Source organism: Pseudoalteromonas sp. S558 (assembly GCF_005886635.1).
Taxonomy (GTDB): Bacteria; Pseudomonadota; Gammaproteobacteria; order Enterobacterales; family Alteromonadaceae; genus Pseudoalteromonas; species Pseudoalteromonas aliena.
Genome location: NZ_PNDU01000122.1, coordinates 1 through 18,618 on the forward strand (window position 1 = coordinate 1; position 18,618 = coordinate 18,618).

Genomic DNA, 18,618 nt, shown 5'->3' on the forward strand with positions numbered 1-18,618 from the left:
CCTGAACTCTGGTTAAGAGATTTTCAGTGAAAACAAGGCGAATTTACGCGTCAATAGCTGGCCTATTGCAAGTAAATTCAACGCAGTTAGCGCTGAAAATAGCTGCTCGAGATAGATTTATTATCCAGAGTTCAGGTTATTTAAGCACTCGCTCAAAGCTCACCTGCTTTAAAGTTATCAACCGCAATGGCTTGTTTTCGCAATTTATTAGCATGATGCATTGCATCTGCGTCAGCCTGTTCGAGTAACTTATTTTCAAGCGCATAGTTTATCGCACCTTCAATATCAAGCGTTGCAGGCACACTGCCCTTACGTTGCCATTGTTTTAAGTCTTTAAACTGCGCTTGCATGTCATGCATTGCTAAAAATGCATTTTCCATAACCCCCGTACCCGCATTTTCGTCTACATAACATAAATGTGTTAAGCGGTTTCGAAACACGCCCGGTTGAGTCATGTGCTCACAAATACTTTGCGCTATTTCATCACTTGGTCTGTGGTAATGATTACCCACAGGGAACACGATGCGTTTAAGGATAAAATTAACAATAGGGTTTGAAAAGTTTTTAAAGAAGCCATTAAATGCTTGGCCAATTTCAAATAGTGAATTCTCAATTGCATATTTAACAAAGGGTAAATCTGCTTGTTGGCGTCCTTCGTCTTCGTAACGCTTTAAGACGGTTGATGCTAAATACAAATGGCTCAGCACATCACCTAAACGTGCCGATATCATTTCTTTTCGCTTAAGCTCACCACCGAGCATTAGCATTGCAACGTCGGTACAAATAGCCAAACCTCGGCTCATTCTAGTCAATTGTTTATAATAAACTGCGGTTTCACCGCTCACGGGCGCTTTAGCAAAATAGCTGCGTGTTAGGCCATGCACAAATGCCATGCTGGCATTACTTGCAGCAAATATTATATGGTTCATTAATAAACTATCGAACTGCCCAAGTGCTGCGTCGTCATCTTCCATTGCAGCGGCTTCCATTTCTTTTAAAACAAATGGATGACAGCGTGTTGCACCTTGGCCAAATATCATTAAATTACGCGTTAAAATATTCGCGCCTTCTACCGTAATTGATACCGGAATCCCCATATAACCATGCGCCAAATAGTTATTAGGTCCTACTTGAATTCCTTTACCTGAATGAATATCCATTGCATCGTTCATTACCGTACGACCCATTTCAGTCATATGGTATTTAGCAATCGCTGTTACAACCGACGGGCTTAATTTTAAATCAATCGCACCTGCGGTCATTAATCTGCACGACTCAAGTGTGTAAGTTAAACCACCAATACGCGCAAGTGCCTCTTGTACACCTTCAAATTGCCCTATAGATACACCAAACTGCTGGCGCACCATTGCATAAGCCGATGTCATTTTTGATGCCAAGTGACCTGTAGCCGCACTTAATGCCGGCAGCGATATACCACGGCCAGCACTTAAACACTCAACAAGCATTCTCCAACCGCGCCCTGCGCATTCTTGCCCACCTATAATCCAATCCAGTGGTATAAATACATCTTTACCGTACGTTGTGCCATTCATGAAGGCCATATTAAGCGGATAATGACGTTCACCCGTTTCAACGCCAGGATGATTTGTTGGTATAAGCGCACACGTAATACCCAGCTCTTTTTTATCACCCAGCAAACCATCAGGATCATACATTTTAAATGCCAAGCCTAGCACTGTAGCCACCGGTGCAAGTGTAATGTAGCGCTTTGACCAGTTTAAGCGCAGACCCATCACCTGCTCGCCATTGTGCTCCCCCATACACACCACGCCTGAATCAGGAATACTGCCGGCATCAGAGCCCGCTTCTGGTCCCGTTAACGCAAAACAAGGCACATCTGTGCCATTAGCTAAACTTGGCAGCCAACGGTCTTGCTGCTCTTTAGTACCATAGTGAAGGAGCAACTCGCCCGGGCCTAAGCTATTTGGCACCATAACAGTCACTGCAGCAGTTAAACTTTTAGTAGAAATTTTTGACACTATCGTTGAATTAGCAATTGCTGAGAACTCACGACCGCCAAACTTTTCAGGAATGATCAGCGCAAAAAAACCTTCCGTTTTTAGGTAATCCCACACTTCTTTTGGTAAGTCTTTATCTTTTTGTACAATTTGATAATCATCAAGCATTGCCAATAAAGTCTCTACTTGATCAGCCATAAATGCGTTTTCTTTATCGCTTAATTCAGGTTTAGGAAAGCGGTGCAGCTTTTGCCAATCGGGGTTGCCACTAAATAGTTCACCATCCCACCAAACATCGCCTGCCTCCATTGCCTCTCGCTCTGTTTGCGATAATGGGGGAAGTACCTTTTTAAACATTTTAAATGTAGGACGACTGATCAGGTTTAGGCGAATATCTTTAACTGCAAAAATAACCACCACCACAACCAGTAAAATGATAAATACCGACATGCGTATATTCCTTACACATTAAATTAAATAGTGGCTTAATTATGACCTATCCTGATTTAAATACAATCATTGCGAAATCCCTCAATCGCCCCAACGCATTCATTTATTCTTTGAAAGTTCACTGTTATTATCATCACTCTAAATAACAATAAACGAAGGGAATAAATACGATGAACACACCTCGCCATAAGCTGAGTATAAGCGCCTTAATGGTCGCAAGTACTCTTGCTTTAGTTGCCTGCGACGCAGAAATAACCATAGACACCACCGACTCAGCACACACTAAAAAAGCTGTTACAGCTAAAGATGCTAACGTATTTATTGCAAACACCGAGAAAGAACTCAGTGCACTTTATTTAGAGTCAAGTCGGGCAGAGTGGATTTACGCTAACTTTATTACTCACGATACGTCAGCTTTATCTGCTGAGGTTAATCGTAAAATGACCGAAACTGTTGTGCGCTTAGCCAACGAAGCGGCTAAATACGATGCACTCGTCCTTGATTACGATGCCCGCCGAAAACTTGATAAACTAAAACTAGCCCTTACATTGCCAGCACCACAAGACGCAGATAAAACAGCACAACTTTCAAATATTGTTGCACAACTTGGTGGTTTATACGGTAAAGGTAAATACTGCAAAGAAGATGGCAGCTGTTTGAGCCTAGGCGACATGACATCTACAATGGCCACCAGCCGAGATTACAACGAACTACTTGATTTATGGGAAGGTTGGCGTCAAATATCAAAGCCAATGCGCCCACTTTACGCGCAACAAGTAGTCCTGACAAACGAAGGGGCAAAAGAGCTTGGTTATGTTGATACCGGCGCAATGTGGCGCAGTAAATACGATATGCCTGCTGATGACTTCACCACCGAGCTTGATCGTATTTGGGGCCAAGTTAAACCACTGTATAACTCACTGCACTGCCATGTTCGCGCAAAGTTAGGTGAAAAGTACGGCACAGACAAAGTACCACAAAATCAACCTATTCCAGCGCACTTACTTGGTAATATGTGGGCGCAAGCATGGGGTAATATTTACGATGTAGTTGCACCAAAAAACGCTGATCCGGGTTATGACGTAACCGAATTACTAGCAAAGCATGATTATGACGAACTCAAAATGGTAAAAGGAGCTGAAAGCTTTTTTACCTCAATGGGCTTTGATGCATTGCCAACTACATTTTACGAACGCTCACTGTTTATCAAACCAAAAGATAGAGATGTGCAATGCCATGCATCAGCATGGAACATCGACAGTAAAGACGATTTGCGTATTAAAATGTGTATTCAGCGCACAGGCGAAGAGTTTTCGGTTATTCATCATGAGTTAGGTCATAACTTTTATCAGCGTGCGTACAACAAACAGCCTTTATTTTACCAAGAAAGTGCTAACGATGGTTTTCATGAGGCCATTGGCGATACCATTGCCTTATCTGTTACGCCTGGATATTTAAAAGAAATTGGTTTGCTTGAACAAGTTCCAGATGAATCAAAAGACATCGGTTTACTAATGAAAATGGCACTCGATAAAGTTGCCTTTGTACCCTTTAGCCTAATGGTTGATCAGTGGCGCTGGCAGGTATTTTCAGGTGAAGTAACACCTGAGAACTACAATAAAGCATGGTGGGAACTGCGTGAAAAATACCAAGGAGTACAATCCCCTATTGCACGTAGCGAAAGCGACTTTGATCCGGGTGCTAAGTACCACGTTCCAGGTAATACGCCTTACACTCGTTATTTTCTAGCGCATATTTTACAATTTGAGTTTCATCGCAGTTTATGTGAAATTGCCGGTAACGATAAAGCGATTCATCGCTGCTCTATTTACAACTCAAAAGAAGCAGGGGATAAGCTAAATGCTATGCTTGAAATGGGTTCATCTCGACCTTGGCAAGAAGCGCTTGAAACCATAACAGGTAAACCACAGATGGATGCAACTGCAATGCTCGATTACTTTGCGCCATTACAAACATACTTAGATAAGCAAAATGAAGGCCGCAACTGCGGCTGGTAATAATGCACTTGTCTAATAACAACAAAGCCCGCTAAATTAGCGGGCTTTTCAATATTACTTTTGTATTAAATAAGTTTAAAACTTAATTAAAACTGAAAACGCATGTTAGCGAAGTAAGTATCGTTATCAGAGTCATCAGCGTTGTTTCCGTAACCTACTTTTAAACCGATATTGTGGTTAAAGAAGTGTTGTGCACCAAAGCTGTAAGCATCTTCTTTATCGTAAGATGCAAATACTGATGTCGCTTTACTGAAGTAGTAATTTGTTTCAACATTCCAGTGATCATCAGCTTCATCAAGGCTTAAGAATGTACCTTCAACCGTTAAAAAGTTACCTTGTTGTAAATCAACAAAGTACTTAGCTGCTACTGAACGAGAATCAAAATCATCATCTGACTCAACAGTTACGCCAACGTAATCTGTGTCATTAAGCATGTGGTTATATGCTAATGAAAATAATGTATAATTATCGCCATCGTTATTATCAACAAATTTTACTTTTGCAAGTAAATCTGGGTTGAAAAAATAACCCGCAGTTAATGAGTAAGATTCATTGTTTGAACCAAAATCACTGTTTTCGTAAGAAGCACCAACAACAACATCTTTATAGAAGTATTCACCACCAATTGCAGTTACATCACCAGCATCGTTATCAGTGTAAGCACCATAAACGTTACTTTGCTTGTTAATGTATTCAAATTGATCGTACGGACCTAATGTTTTTTTAGGAGAAAAATAATACGTAGAATCAATTTTAAATTGATCATCATTATTACTATCTGTGTATTGGTAGCCTAAATTGCTAATTGATTGGTAGCTATCTGCTGCCATTGCAGTGGTTGCAGCGCTTGATAATAAAATGCTTGAAATGATAACGGCTAATTTTTTCATTCTGAAATTTCCCTATGAATATTACTTTTTATGCTTAAGCTGTGTAGCTCAAGTCGGGGCGCATCCTAACGCCTAAAAAATGAATAAAAACTGAATGACAGGTCATATAACAACCTGATTTTAATGAGGTAATTGTAATGAAATATTAGCAAATGTTAAATTAAAGTAGTTGCAACATTTAGTCAACAACTACCTAAAATAATTATGATTTGAAAAACCTGTAAATACGGTACAGTTTGTAGCTAAAGTTATCTCTTTTTTAATTATCCAATAAACTTCATTAATAGTATTACCGCGCTTAAAGTTTTTACTAATTTAAATTTTTTTTAGTAAAAAACACTTTTTTTAGGTATAAATTCAAGCCACATTACCATTTATTTTATTTATTAAGCTTTTTTAATAACCCTAAAAAGTGTAATTAGCTTAATTTCAAAGCTAATTACACCTACTTTGACCACGAAAACAGTTATTAATTAGTAAAAAAAATACATTGTGCACTACTTTATTTCTACTTTTGTTTTTGTCGTCAATAATTTTTCTAAAATAAACGTTATTGCCTTCTCACTATTAATCTTTATATGCTTTCTTGCTTAAATATTTGGTTTTCTAGTGTATGGCCATTAACTAATTGTCTATATTGCCAGTTATGCTGATGACAAAAATTTAGCAATGCAATATCAAGCGGCTCGTCTGTTGGCTGATATTCAATAACATACTCTTTATGTTGACTCATATATACGCGACTCACTCCAGTAATTGCTTGAAGCTGTTGCTCAACATTTTGATAAGCTTCACTGAGCATTAATGTATAAAAGTGTTTATCGGTATTATTAGTTTTTGTTTGATGTTCGCTTAGTACACCTTTATCTAAATGAAGTACCTGTGAGCATAGTCGCTCAAGTTCAGTTAAATCGTGAGAGCTTAAAATAAAAGTAGCCTGTTCACTTAATTCAGATACCAGCTCGCGCACTTCTCTGGCATGAATCGGATCAAGCCCTGCCGTTGCTTCATCAAGCATTACAATTTCTGGTGAGCCAATAAGTGCTTGCGCTATCGTTACACGTTTACGCATACCGTGCGATAAGTCCCCTGCACGCTGCTTTGCAGTTTCTTTTAATCCCACTAAATCAAGTACACGTAGTGCTTCTATTTGGCTTTGCTTGGCCCCCATGCCTTGTAACTTTGCATAAAAAGCAAGTTGCTTATCTATATTAAAACGAGGGTCAAGTTGCGCGTCTTGCGGTAATGCACTTACTTTATTAAATAAAGCAGCGCTCCCTGGCTTATGCCCTAATATTTCAAGACTTCCTTTACTTGGCGCTATATAGCCGCACAACAAACTAAATAAGGTGGTTTTACCCGCACCATTTGGCCCAACAAGCGCCACTGGCGCGCCCTTATTAATCTCAAAGTCCACATTATTAAGCGCCAATTTTGCACCATACGATTTACTCAAACCGCGAGCTGTAATTAATGGTCTCATAGCGAGCTCCTTGCAAAAATACGTTGAGCAACGCTTAGTAACACCGCTGTTTGCACAAAGGGAATAGCCACAGCGCTTAATAATGGTAAATTTTGCCCTGCTAATAACTCTATTTGCACACCCGGAAATAAATAATCAAGCAAGCCTAATGCGGGTATTTGCCATTGCAATATACCAACTATAATACCGCCTGCTGCAAAATATAAAATTGCCAATACAATAGATAAACGCGATGAGCGAGCAAAGGTATTTATTAACGTCATAAGTGCTACAAATGGACACAGAGTAATCACTAATATTAAAAATATAGAAAGCGCACGGGCAAAACCACCAGCCAGTAAACTTGGATCTCTAAACCCTAGTACAGCAAGCGTAGCCACAAGAGTAATGCCCACTAAGCAGGCTAATACCGCTAGTTGCCCTAAAAAACGACCAAATAGTATTTCAAAGCGAGTGGAGCGCAGTGATAAAAACCTTAGTGTGCCACGCTCTCTATCGCCTACCGTTTGGTCGCTACAAATAAATAAACCAAAAACGGGAAAGCTATATAGGGCTATTAACCAGTACATAGCAAATTCGGCCTCAGGCCAATCCAATAATTTACTTAAACCAATAGAACCTGATATATCACGGGCTATTTGCTCAAAATCGGGCGCACTTACAATACCTACTGCCTGCCCTATTGGGTAGCGCAGTATTATTAGCCACACCAATGCAAAGGCAGCTAATGCAATAAGTCCACGTTTAGTTAAAAACATACGTACAAGCTCAAATCCCGCTATTTGCGTTAATCGCCCTACGTTTATCGGTAATGGTGTTGCCATTGACTATCCTTAATGACTTTTTATTTTCTGTGTATTTATCCACACTAAGTGTAAACACCTTGAATTACCAGCAAAAAAAAGCCCACCAATGGCGAGCTTTGTCACAATACATTTAAATGTAACAGCATAAATTGCGATATAAATTATAAATGCTGCTTATAAACCTCAAGTGCTTGGCTTAAATCGCTAATTAAATCTTCAACATCTTCAAGGCCAATATGCAGACGAATAACCGGGCCTAAATCCCAGCCTGTATTTGAACGCAGCCCTTTCATAGTTAAATTAGCTGTTACTAAACTTTCAAAACCGCCCCACGAAAAGCCCATTTTAATATGCTCAAGGCTATCTAAAAATGCATCAATCGCTTTTTGATTACCGGTTTTCATCACAAATGAAAACAACCCATTACTGCCATCAAAATCACGTTTAAAAAACTCATGCCCTGGGCAGGTTTCAAATGCAGGGTGGCGAATATGATCAACAAGCTCATGTTGTTCAAGCCATTTAGCTACTTCTATTGCTGCTTTTTCATGTTGATTTAAACGCACACCCATTGTACGCAGGCCTCTAAGTGCTAAATACGCATCATCGGCACTGGTACATTGCCCTAGTAAGTATGAGTTTTCGCGCAAGGTTGGCCAATACTTTTTATTAGCAACAGCCACCCCCATCATCACGTCTGAATGGCCAACAATATACTTTGTTGCAGCTTGAATACTAATATCAACACCGTGCTCTAACGGGCGATAATGCAAACCGTTACCGTAGGTATTATCCAGCATGGTCATTACGTTGTGCTCATTGGCTACTTTTACCATAGAGGGCACATCTTGCACTTCCATCGTAATAGAACCTGGAGATTCTAAAAACAACACTTTAGTATTTGGCTGAATGTAATCTTTAATACCTGCGCCAATGGTTGGCGGGTAGTAGGTTGTTGTAATGCCCAGTCCCACTAAAATTTTATCGCAAAAATCGCGGGTGGGTTCGTACACGTTATCAACCATTAAAATATGATCACCGGTTTTTAAAAACGATAAAAATACTTGGCTGATCGCCGCAGCGCCACAAGGGTACAATGCACACCCTTCGCCGCCTTCAAGTTCTGTAATCGCTTCTTGTAACGCAAAGTGTGTTGTTGTTCCTCGGCGCCCATAAAATAACGTTTTATCGCCACGGGTTTTAGCTGCTTCTTTTAAATCGGCTACAGTATCAAATACAATGGTAGATGCACGCTGTACAACAGGGTTTACTACGCCATGTGTATAGGCTTTTTTGCGCCCTGATGATACCAGCTGAGTGTTTTTATTACTTTTACTCGACATTGTTAATCCTTAAGGGTTTGTGCGCCAATGCTCAATTAAATAACGAGAGATAGAATCAGTTCTAGGCAGCTTTAAATGCTCCCCTTCTTCGTGCCAATTACCAAATTGGTCTAAGTCTTCACGACTAAACCATTTTGCATCGTCTAGCTCTTCTTTATCTACGTTAATTTGCTCCGATGTCGCCTCTGCAAAAAAACCTAGCATAATTGACGATGGGAACGGCCACGGCTGAGATGCAACATAACGTACGTTATCAACCTCTATGCCTGCCTCTTCTTTAACTTCACGCGCAACAGCTTGTTCCAGTGTCTCCCCTGGGTCTACAAATCCAGCAAGCGATGAATACATACCGATAGGCCACGCAGCTTGGCGACCTAACAAGCATCGCTCTACTCCGTCAGCAAATACTTTAGTAACGACCATAATTACCGCAGGATCGGTACGCGGGAATGTAGGATGCTTACAGTTTTCGTTTTCACATACACGAGAATGCCCTGCTTCCACTGAACGGTTTTTACTACCGCAGCGCCCACAAAAACGGTGCGTGGCATGCCAATAACATAACCCTCTTGCAAGGGCGGCTATTGAGGCATATTTAATGGTTACTTGAGGCCCATATTGGCGAATATCAAAAAACTGAGCGCCCTCTATTAAAGGTGTAAGTACGCTTTCATCCAGATCAGATACATCCAATGCAAACACACCATGTTTAGCATTATTTAAACCAACAAAAATAGCACTCGTTAAATCTAAATGCGCCACTTGTTGATACGTTAAATAGCTTACTTTAGGGGTATCTTTAATAAATAGGGTTTGATTATTTTTAACTAAAACCCATTTACTTTGCGCCGACATTTGCGCTTTAAGCCACGATGGGTCTTTACGAAAATTTGAGCCTCTGTCTAGTGGCATGTTGCTGTAATGAAGCATGTAAGTCCTTGGTAACTCGTTATGCTTTAAAATTACCATAATCATTTAGCAAACCCAATTGATTACATTAATAAAAAAAGCCTATATAAGGCTTAATTCATCTATTACGGCTTTGTATTAAAATCTCTCATGTTGCAGGCACTTAGCTTGCACTTTTTTAACTATTTTTTTGCTGTTAAAGGAGCAAAGTATTATCAATTAAATGAAATTGCTCAGCGCTTTGTTTTAACACCTCTGCAGTTAACCTGTCAGCACCGTAAACATCACACGGTACATTATATTGATTTTTTAAATGCCCAAGTAACAAAGCAAAGTCACCATCGCCAGAGAGCAAAATAACCTTATCAAGATTTTTACCCTGCTCTAACATGTCTATTGTTATACCTACATCCCAATCGCCTTTGGCACTTCCATCACGACGTTGAATAAATGGCTTTAGCTTTACGTCAAAACCAATCGCACGCAAAATATTTTGAAACTGATTTTGCTTTTCATCTCCTCGATAAATTGCATACGCAAAAGCACACTCAATATTGTATTGCGCCTCCATCATTCGCCAAAACGCATTGTAGTCAAAATTTTTCCCGTAGCTTTCGCGGCACGTGTAATAAATATTTTGCACATCAACAAAAATACCTACGCGTGGTTTCGTGCTTTGCTGCTCGTTTTGTAAAGTCATTTAGTGTCCTAGTGAGGATTAATAGCAATAAAAGTAACGTTATAAAATAAGTGTACCTTGCAATTTATATTTAAGTAACCTAAATTAGTTACATACCCTTATGTAACCAATATTGGTTACATATTAAAAAGTAACCATTTTGAGATTTTTATGATTGGTGTGATCAGCGGCGATATTATTAAATCGCAAACAATCCCTAAGCAGCAATACGATGCCATGCTTTATCAACTAGAGCAAAGTTTGCGAAACATTTCTGGGGAGCAAACACTTTGGAATATATACCGAGGCGATGCCTTTCAGTTACAAGTTAATAATCCTCAGCTCCTTTTTAAAAATGCCTTACTTGTATATTTACACCTTAAATCGTCAGGTTATGAACTACGACAAAGCTTGGCACTTGGGCAAATAGATAACCCACGCAGCGATATAAAAACAGCAACCGGTTCTGCTTTTACGCTTTCGGGGCAAGGCCTTGATAAAATAGGTAATCAACGCTTTGTTTTTAATATTAACGAGCAGCAGCTCGATGAAAGCTTAAATCTTAATTTAGCCTTTGCCGACGTATTGCTCACTAAAATCACGCAAAAACAAGCAAATGCCCTATATGTCTATTTAACATCACCAAACAACAGCCACGCGGCACTGGCTAAAGAGCTTAAAACAAGTCGCGAAAATGTAACCAAACTACTAAATTTAGCGCACTACCAACTTATAGAGCGCTTTATTAAGCACACACAAAACGTTGTAAAAAATATAATTAAAGGAGGTGAATAATGGAATTTTCACTTTTACTGGTCGCGCTTATTATTGGCCACTTACTCGCTGATTTTTACTGGCAACCTATGAGTTGGGTAAACGACAGAAATACCCGTCACTTTAAAGCCAGTAAGCTTTATTTTCATGTACTAGTGCATGGTATAACAAGTGCACTCATCATTACCCTGTGGGAATACACATTCGGGTGGCAGCAACTAAGCAGTGTTTTAATTGCCACGGCGAGCATTATGTTGAGCCATTACTTTATTGATATAGCTAAATCGTATTCTAATAAAGGCGTGGTGCCTTTTTTACTAGATCAAATTGCGCACATACTCGTTATCATTGCGCTCAGTATTTGGCTAACTGATAACAGTAGCTTTATGGCTGCAATTAATAATATGATCACTGATCCCAAAATACTGTGGGTGATATGCGGTTATTTAATTATTTTAAGCCCCTGCGCCGTATTTATAAGAATGATGTTAGAGCGTTTAACAAGTAACTTTTCGAGCACTGGTAGCTTACCGCTTGCAGGGCAAAGCATTGGCATGTTGGAACGCGTACTTATGCTGAGCTTTATATTGCTTGACCAATTTGCAGGGCTTGGTTTTTTACTTGCTGCAAAGTCGGTATTTAGGTTTGGCGATTTAAGTGCTAGTAAAGATAAAAAACTTACCGAGTACGTTATGCTCGGCACACTACTTAGCGTAAGTGCGACTTTATTTGTAGGCTTGGCCATTAACTATTTAATCAGCTAATGACAAATTACAGGCAATAAAAAACGCGCTACTTCTATTTATTCAAAAGAAGTAGCGCGTTTTTTGTGTTGGTGCTTAATTAAACGCCAACACAATCATTAATGATGAATTAATCGTTATTTGTGCGACGACGGCGTTGGCCATTACCGCCAACAGATTCACGCTTTGCCCATGGGTTTTGTGTGCTGTCATCTGTTTTAGCTGCTGGCTTTTTAGAACCACCACGGCGTGGGCCGGTACCATTACCACCATTATTTGGCTTTTTGCTGTTAGGCTTGCTGCTATCAGATTTAGGCTTATTAAAAGGCTGTTTTTTCTTAGGCTTTTTAGCTGGCAGTGGGCGAGCATCTAATGCGCGTTCAGCTACTGGGTTAATAGGCTCAAAACCATCTTCTTCAGCACGCGGAATAAGCTCGCCAATAAAACGTTCAATACCGTATAAATCAACAGCATCTTCTGTTGTTACAAACGAAATTGCATGACCCGATGCACCAGCACGGCCTGTACGGCCAATACGGTGAACGTAATCTTCATATACGTTTGGTAAGTCGTAGTTAACAACATGCGGTAATTCAACAATGTCTAAACCACGTGCAACAATGTCTGTTGCTACTAGTACACGTACTTCACCACTTTTAAAACCATCAAGTGCTTTAACACGTGCGCCTTGTGATTTATTACCGTGGATAGCCGCGCCTACAATATCATCGCGCTCTAGTTGTTTAACTAAGCGGTTAGCACCGTGCTTTGTGCGGCTAAATACTAACACTTGTTGCCAATCGTTAGTGCGAATCAAGTGGCTTAGCAATGCTGTTTTACGTGTTTTATCTACCGCGTAAACGCACTGAGTAACACTTTTAGCTGTGGTATTTTTTGCAGCAACTGAAATTTCAACAGGGTCATTAATTAGCCCTTTTGCTAGTGCACGAATTTCGTCAGAAAATGTTGCCGAAAACATCAAGTTTTGACGTTTAGCAGGCATTTTAGCAATTAAGCGTTTAATATCGTGAATAAAGCCCATGTCTAACATACGGTCAGCTTCATCGAGTACAAGCACTTCAACGCTATCAAATTTAACTGCATTTTGATTATGTAAGTCAATTAAACGACCCGGCGTTGCTACTAAAATATCAACACCTTTTCGAAGACGCTGCATTTGTGGGTTGATTTTAACGCCACCGTAAACTACAAACGAGCTCACATCTGAATGCTTAGCGTACTCTTCAACGTTTTCACTTACTTGCAAAGCAAGTTCACGTGTAGGCGTTAAAATAAGCGCACGTACGTGATTACTTTTAGCTTTAGGGCCCGACGACAAACGCTCAATAAGTGGTAATGTAAAACCAGCCGTTTTGCCAGTACCTGTTTGCGCAGCCGCCATAACATCACGACGTTCAATAATTGCAGGAATTGCTTGAGCCTGAATCGGCGTTGGCGTTTCATAGCCCTTTTCTAAAACCGCATTAACCAAAGACTGTGATAAACCTAAACCTTCAAAACTCATATAAACTCTCTTTTAAATAAGGCTACATTAGCCAGTTGCGCGCATTATACCTGTAGTAGCTAAGAATGCATGCCATTATTTGCGTTGCAGGCAATTGAGCATAGTTTATTAAAATTAAACCTGTGATCAAGTTGCTCAAAAATGCAAAAAACGGCCATAGGCCGTTTTTTGTTTATACTTAATTACTCTAAGTATTAGAGTTACTTAACACCTAACTCACGCAAACGTTCTTGCAAGTAGCTATCTGCCGTGTAGCGCTCTGACAACACAACATCTGGATGCGGGTGTAAAAATAACGGTAGTGAAATACGCGATTTAGTAGATGCTTTACCCGTTGGGTTAATTACACGGTGAATTGTCGATGGAAAATACCCGCCCGACGCTTCTTGTAGCATGTCGCCAATATTAATAATTAAGCTGCCAAAATCACATGGCACGTCTAACCAACCGCCATCTGTTTTTTGAACTTGTAAACCAGGCTCGTTTGATGCTGGCAATACAGTCAATAAATTAATATCGCCATGGGCTGCTGCGCGAATAGCACCTGGTTCTTCATCACCCGTCATTGGTGGGTAATGTAGGATACGTAACAATGTTTGCTCCGAATCGGCAATCATGTCTTTTAAATCAATCGAAAATTTAGCACGTACATCAGCTGGCGCTTCAGCCTGAACCCAGCTTAATAATGTGCCCGCAAATTCACTTGCTAAACGATAGTATTCACGTACATCAGCTTCAAGCTGGGCAGGAACGCGACCTTTAGGGTACACATGAAAGTACTCTTTAATATCTTTTATTGTAAAGCCTTTCGCCACTTCAGATACTGAAGGCGGAAAGTAACCGTCTTGAGTGTCTTTAGAGAATAAAAAGTCCTGCTTTTGCTCTGAGTTAAAAAAGTCTTGCCAATTTTTGTAAATAGACTCAACTAAAGATTGTGGGATTGGGTGGTTTTTTAAAACGCCAAATCCAGTATTTCTTAACGATTCAACAAATTGTGCAGCCGCATCGGGAGCTTTATAATCAACAGTAGGTAATTGCATTGTACGTTCCAGTGAATAGGTTGTGTGAAGTGAGTTGCTTTCAATAGTGCTAAATTACTTATATAAAGTAGCAAAGCCTTCATTATAGCGCTATGTGAGGATAGACAAATGACCTCAAAAACATAAGGACATATGTCCGCAAAGCTGCGCCACCATCGCTTGGTTTGATCAAGATCAATTTACAAAAAAACGTTGAATTTGCAAGGTTTAGTAACTATCTCTGGTCTATTATTAGAATATATTTTATTTGTGTAAATAAGGCTTCTCATGCGACAAAAAGTATCTTTTAAAAGCGGTGATTTAGAACTTGCCGGCCAACTTGAACGCCCGTCTGGCGATATTAAGTTTTACGCGTTATTTGCCCACTGTTTTACGTGTGGTAAAGACATAGCAGCAGCCACACGGATTAGCCGCGCATTAACACTACAAGGTATCGCGGTACTGCGTTTTGACTTTACAGGTTTAGGTAATAGCGATGGTGACTTTGCTAACAGTAACTTTTCGTCAAACATTCAAGATTTAGTATCAGCCGCTGATCATTTACGTGAACATTTTGCGCCGCCTCAGCTACTTATTGGCCACAGTTTAGGCGGCGCTGCGGTACTTGCTGCTGCTGAGCATATTCCTGAAGTATCGGCTATTACAACCATTGGTGCACCGTCAGATGCGCAGCACGTAGCCCATAACTTTGCAGCACACCTTGATGAAATTAACGCAGCAGGTGAAGCTAAAGTAAATTTAGCCGGTCGTGAATTTACCATTAAAAAGCAATTTATTGACGATATAGCCAAATACGATAAAAGCCACATAAGTAAACTTAAGCGCGCACTATTAGTAATGCACTCCCCTATTGATGCGACTGTAAATATTAGTGAAGCTGAAAAAATTTATGCATCAGCCAAGCACCCTAAAAGCTTTATTAGCCTAGATAACGCTGATCACCTTTTAACAAATAAAAACGATGCCGACTACGCAGCACAAATAATTGCAACGTGGGCAAACCGTTATGTTAAGTACGACAAAACTAAATACACGGCAAGTTTAACGGGTGGCAATGTACTCGTTGAAGAAAAAGACCATGTATTTACTCAGCACGTAAGCACAAAAGATCATACTTGGCTTGCAGATGAGCCAATAAAAGTAGGCGGTAAAAACTTAGGTCCCGATCCGTATCATCACTTATTAGCAGGACTTGGTGCCTGTACGGCCATGACACTGCGTATGTATGCTACACGTAAAAACTTACCGTTAGATCATGTAAAAGTAGAGCTTGATCACTCTCGCGATCACAACAAAGATTGCGACGACTGTGAACAAACAGGTAACCTTGAAGCCATTACCCGTAAAATCACCTTACGTGGCGACTTAACTGAGCCACAGCGCCAGCGTTTACTCGAAATAGCCGACAAATGCCCAGTGCATAAAACACTACATAATAACCCAGTTATTGTAAGTGAACTGGTAGAGTAACTACCATAAAATTAATATAGCGCAGGTAACACTGCGCTATGATTTAACTTTTATAAACCTAATTTTTACTATCTAAAAATCCCTCAACTTCTTTACTCATTATATTAACCAGCCATTTTGGTCCACCATCGTACATATCGTTATGGCGTGATTTTTCTATTAGTGTTTGCGTAACAGGAAACTTATCCAGCTCTGAATCGTTTAACAGCACATTCGCATCAGCTGGGTAATCATTACCGCGTAGTGTAAGCACGCGAATGTTTTTATTGCGTGGGATCAACATGCGGCGATGATCGAGCGTAATAATAGTGCGAACCTCGTTTGGATAAATAGAGCCGTATAATGACGAAATATCCCCGCCGTTTGAGTGCCCAAATAAGGCGAGCTTTGTAAAATCATACGTTGGATATTTACTCGCGAGCTCATTAACTAAAAACTTAAGCGTTACTACACCACGATGCCAGTTTTCCATGCGAGTGGTTAAGTAAGGTTGCTCACGATTAAGGTAAGGGTCGGTTTTTAGTTCATGTGCTATAGCTACTGTTAAGTATCCGCGCTGATTGAACACATTACTAACAAACGTATATTCATTATGGCTAATCCCGTAGCCCGCATTAATAAACGCCACAGCGCATTTTACTTGTTTAGTGCACTTCGCACTGTTACTTGGTAGTGTGATATTGATAGGAATAGTGCGATTGCGGCTTTCATCAGTTATAACTCCACCGTTTGCATAGCTTGTTGTGCTTATTATTGATGTACTTAGAGCTAGTGCGCTTAATATAAAAAGCTTTTTAAGTGTTTTTTGCATATTTAAACTTATATAAATTATTGTTTTTAATTAAAAATAACTTTTACTTTATAGCTTTGCATTCTCTATTGTCAAACTATGCGATAATAGCCGCCATTGTTTTAATATATTTAGTAAAAGATCCAATAAATGAAATCATACAATAGCATTCAAGAACGTATAGAAATTTTAGAAGACAAACTAACAGCAATACATGACGAAATCGAAACACTAAAAACCCCTGCTAAAAACAACAATGAACGTATTATTTTTAAGTTTATTGAAACAGGCAGCACAGGTAAAACGAAGGATTTTGTTCGTGAGTTAGGTATTAAATCACCACGTGACGGTTTGTTTTCGTCAGGTGACGTTACAAAACTAATTAAAGACGGCGCTGAAGATATTTCACCAGCGTTATTAGAAATCGCAAGACAGCTTGCCAGTGCACGTAATAAAAATGGCCCTAGCCGTTAATTACGCAGTATCTAGAAGCCCAGCTAAGCTGTCGCTTCTAGATATGTAACTATATTAAACTAAATTAATCACACAGCTTTATATTAAGGCTGGTAAGCAAATTAAGTGCTTCGAAGCGATCAAACTTAGCATTCGCTAAAATATTATTATTCAAATCTATATTAAACGCTGTAGCACCTACAAAATCGCATTTTGTTAAGTTAGTTTGAAAAAACTCACTATCGCGAAAATCTGTTCCTGTAAATTCACTACCGCTTAAATCAGCGTGTCTAAAATCAACATTTTTAGCAAAGCAATGTGTTAGTCTGAGGGCTTTAATACCAATTCGCTTAATTAAGTGAGCTATTTTGAGGTAAGAAAATCTTGTCGATAACAAGGCAAAAATTTCGTTATTTAGTTGTTCTATATTAGAAATATTTAACGCCGTTAGCGTCAGATTTAATCCCTCAAATTGATTAAGTATTATTGCGGATTGGTATAAGGGTTAATTCAAAAAAAGAACTATTACTGAGCTCGCAATAATTAAAACTCACCGGTGCATTGATACTAAGCGCAGGCCAATCTACGTCAGTCCATTGCAAACTATTTAATTTACAGTGGCTAAAACTTACATTTTCAAGTGAACTGTAGTTCCATTTAAGTGACGATAAATTACAGTTTTTAAAACTGCATTCTATAAATCGGCAATGTTTAAACTGACCGTCTGCAAAGTCGCAATCGGTAAATGTGCACTGTTCAAATTCTGAATTTTCAGTTGTTTGCTCTGCGTGTTGCAAAGTACTAAATTGTTGTTCGAAATAATGAGTATGATTGGCAATTGACACTGTTGACTTAATTTTTAATGAGCATAGGCGCTATTTTTAGGTAAATCTTTTCTTAGCGCAAGCACAGCAATAAAAATTAAACCAAATAGTGGGAATAATGCTAAGCATCCACCAACAAAGGCCAAAATGCTTGGCATGTTACTTTTACGCTTACCGACTTTATAACTAATAAAGGCAAATATAGGGATGCAAAATAAAATGAAAAAAACTAAAAACTCACCAAATAGAGTTAAATTAACAGACATAGGAATTCCTTTTCATGCGTGATTAATACCAAACTGCATAAATCTTTGATCAATTTAACGAATTAAATTGCGCTATAACGTCGTTAAAAATTTTTTATTTAGAACAACTAGATACAAAAATTTTTGCCTAGTTCTAGCGTAATTTTCTTAACGTTAAATAGACCCTATATATAAGC

General features: G+C 39.3%; 16 protein-coding genes and 2 pseudogenes. 5 read left to right on the plus strand and 13 right to left on the minus strand.

Annotated features, from left to right (window positions below; genetic code table 11):
• Nucleotides 1–152: 152 nt before the first annotated feature.
• The gene (locus tag CWB66_RS09695; RefSeq protein ID WP_138585223.1) at nucleotides 153–2,429 is read right to left on the minus strand and encodes an acyl-CoA dehydrogenase; all 2,277 of its coding nucleotides are present in this window, start codon (nucleotides 2,427–2,429) and stop codon (nucleotides 153–155) included.
• A gap of 170 nt (nucleotides 2,430–2,599) precedes the next feature.
• On the opposite strand from CWB66_RS09695, the gene CWB66_RS09700 reads away from it, so the two are divergent.
• Nucleotides 2,600–4,447, plus strand: coding sequence for a M2 family metallopeptidase (locus tag CWB66_RS09700; RefSeq protein ID WP_138585224.1), 1,848 nt, complete (start codon nucleotides 2,600–2,602; stop codon nucleotides 4,445–4,447).
• An 86-nt stretch (nucleotides 4,448–4,533) separates the two neighbouring features.
• Here the strand turns inward: CWB66_RS09700 and CWB66_RS09705 are convergent, their stop codons facing one another.
• From CWB66_RS09705 to CWB66_RS09730, 6 genes are all read right to left on the minus strand, one after another.
• Nucleotides 4,534–5,337: a putative porin gene (locus CWB66_RS09705; protein WP_077537560.1), complete on the minus strand. Its 804-nt coding sequence runs from the start codon at nucleotides 5,335–5,337 to the stop codon at nucleotides 4,534–4,536.
• A 574-nt stretch (nucleotides 5,338–5,911) separates the two neighbouring features.
• Entirely contained in the window at nucleotides 5,912–6,820 is a 909-nt protein-coding gene (locus CWB66_RS09710) for an ABC transporter ATP-binding protein (protein WP_138585225.1), read from the minus strand.
• A complete protein-coding gene (locus tag CWB66_RS09715) occupies nucleotides 6,817–7,644 on the minus strand; it encodes an ABC transporter permease (RefSeq protein WP_138585226.1) in 828 nt (275 codons plus the stop codon). The genes CWB66_RS09710 and CWB66_RS09715 overlap by 4 nt, the downstream gene beginning before the upstream one ends.
• Nucleotides 7,645–7,787: 143 nt before the next feature.
• A complete protein-coding gene (locus tag CWB66_RS09720; protein WP_138585227.1) occupies nucleotides 7,788–8,969 on the minus strand; it encodes a cystathionine beta-lyase in 1,182 nt (393 codons plus the stop codon).
• Nucleotides 8,970–8,978: 9 nt separating this feature from the next.
• Entirely contained in the window at nucleotides 8,979–9,899 is a 921-nt protein-coding gene (gene nudC, locus CWB66_RS09725; protein WP_138585235.1) for an NAD(+) diphosphatase, read from the minus strand.
• 175 nt (nucleotides 9,900–10,074) lie between these two features.
• Nucleotides 10,075–10,578, minus strand: coding sequence for a LabA-like NYN domain-containing protein (locus CWB66_RS09730; protein ID WP_138585228.1), 504 nt, complete (start codon nucleotides 10,576–10,578; stop codon nucleotides 10,075–10,077).
• A 150-nt stretch (nucleotides 10,579–10,728) separates the two neighbouring features.
• On the opposite strand from CWB66_RS09730, the gene CWB66_RS09735 reads away from it, so the two are divergent.
• Nucleotides 10,729–11,352, plus strand: a complete 624-nt coding sequence (locus CWB66_RS09735) for a hypothetical protein (RefSeq protein ID WP_138585229.1) — start codon at nucleotides 10,729–10,731, stop codon at nucleotides 11,350–11,352.
• Nucleotides 11,352–12,095, plus strand: a complete 744-nt coding sequence (locus CWB66_RS09740) for a DUF3307 domain-containing protein (RefSeq protein ID WP_138585230.1) — start codon at nucleotides 11,352–11,354, stop codon at nucleotides 12,093–12,095. The genes CWB66_RS09735 and CWB66_RS09740 overlap by 1 nt, the downstream gene beginning before the upstream one ends.
• 109 nt (nucleotides 12,096–12,204) lie before the next feature.
• Here CWB66_RS09740 and CWB66_RS09745 read toward each other — a convergent pair whose 3' ends face one another.
• A complete protein-coding gene (locus CWB66_RS09745; RefSeq protein ID WP_010555315.1) occupies nucleotides 12,205–13,599 on the minus strand; it encodes a DEAD/DEAH box helicase in 1,395 nt (464 codons plus the stop codon).
• Nucleotides 13,600–13,799: 200 nt separating this feature from the next.
• The gene (locus CWB66_RS09750) at nucleotides 13,800–14,639 is read right to left on the minus strand and encodes an isopenicillin N synthase family dioxygenase (RefSeq protein ID WP_077537554.1); all 840 of its coding nucleotides are present in this window, start codon (nucleotides 14,637–14,639) and stop codon (nucleotides 13,800–13,802) included.
• A gap of 267 nt (nucleotides 14,640–14,906) precedes the next feature.
• Here CWB66_RS09750 and CWB66_RS09755 point away from each other — a divergent pair, with 267 nt between their 5' ends.
• Nucleotides 14,907–16,109 carry a bifunctional alpha/beta hydrolase/OsmC family protein gene (locus CWB66_RS09755; protein ID WP_138585231.1) on the plus strand — a complete coding sequence of 401 codons (1,203 nt, stop codon included), beginning with the start codon at nucleotides 14,907–14,909 and terminating at the stop codon, nucleotides 16,107–16,109.
• Between the two features lie 58 nt (nucleotides 16,110–16,167).
• Here the strand turns inward: CWB66_RS09755 and CWB66_RS09760 are convergent, their stop codons facing one another.
• Complete coding sequence (locus tag CWB66_RS09760) at nucleotides 16,168–16,920, minus strand: alpha/beta hydrolase (RefSeq protein ID WP_138585232.1); 753 nt, start codon at nucleotides 16,918–16,920, stop codon at nucleotides 16,168–16,170.
• Between the two features lie 129 nt (nucleotides 16,921–17,049).
• Between CWB66_RS09760 and CWB66_RS09765 the strand changes: the two genes are divergently transcribed.
• On the plus strand, nucleotides 17,050–17,373 hold the full coding sequence (locus tag CWB66_RS09765; RefSeq protein ID WP_002959968.1) for a hypothetical protein: 324 nt from the start codon (nucleotides 17,050–17,052) through the stop codon (nucleotides 17,371–17,373).
• Between the two features lie 64 nt (nucleotides 17,374–17,437).
• On the opposite strand, the pseudogene CWB66_RS22430 reads toward CWB66_RS09765, so the two are convergent.
• From CWB66_RS22430 to CWB66_RS09780, 3 genes and pseudogenes are all read right to left on the minus strand, one after another.
• Nucleotides 17,438–17,689, minus strand: a pseudogene (locus tag CWB66_RS22430) (pentapeptide repeat-containing protein); the annotation flags it as partial.
• Nucleotides 17,690–17,851: 162 nt separating this feature from the next.
• Nucleotides 17,852–18,197, minus strand: a pseudogene (locus CWB66_RS09775) (pentapeptide repeat-containing protein); the annotation flags it as partial.
• A 14-nt stretch (nucleotides 18,198–18,211) separates the two neighbouring features.
• A complete protein-coding gene (locus tag CWB66_RS09780; protein ID WP_138585234.1) occupies nucleotides 18,212–18,442 on the minus strand; it encodes a hypothetical protein in 231 nt (76 codons plus the stop codon).
• Nucleotides 18,443–18,618 lie beyond the last annotated feature (176 nt).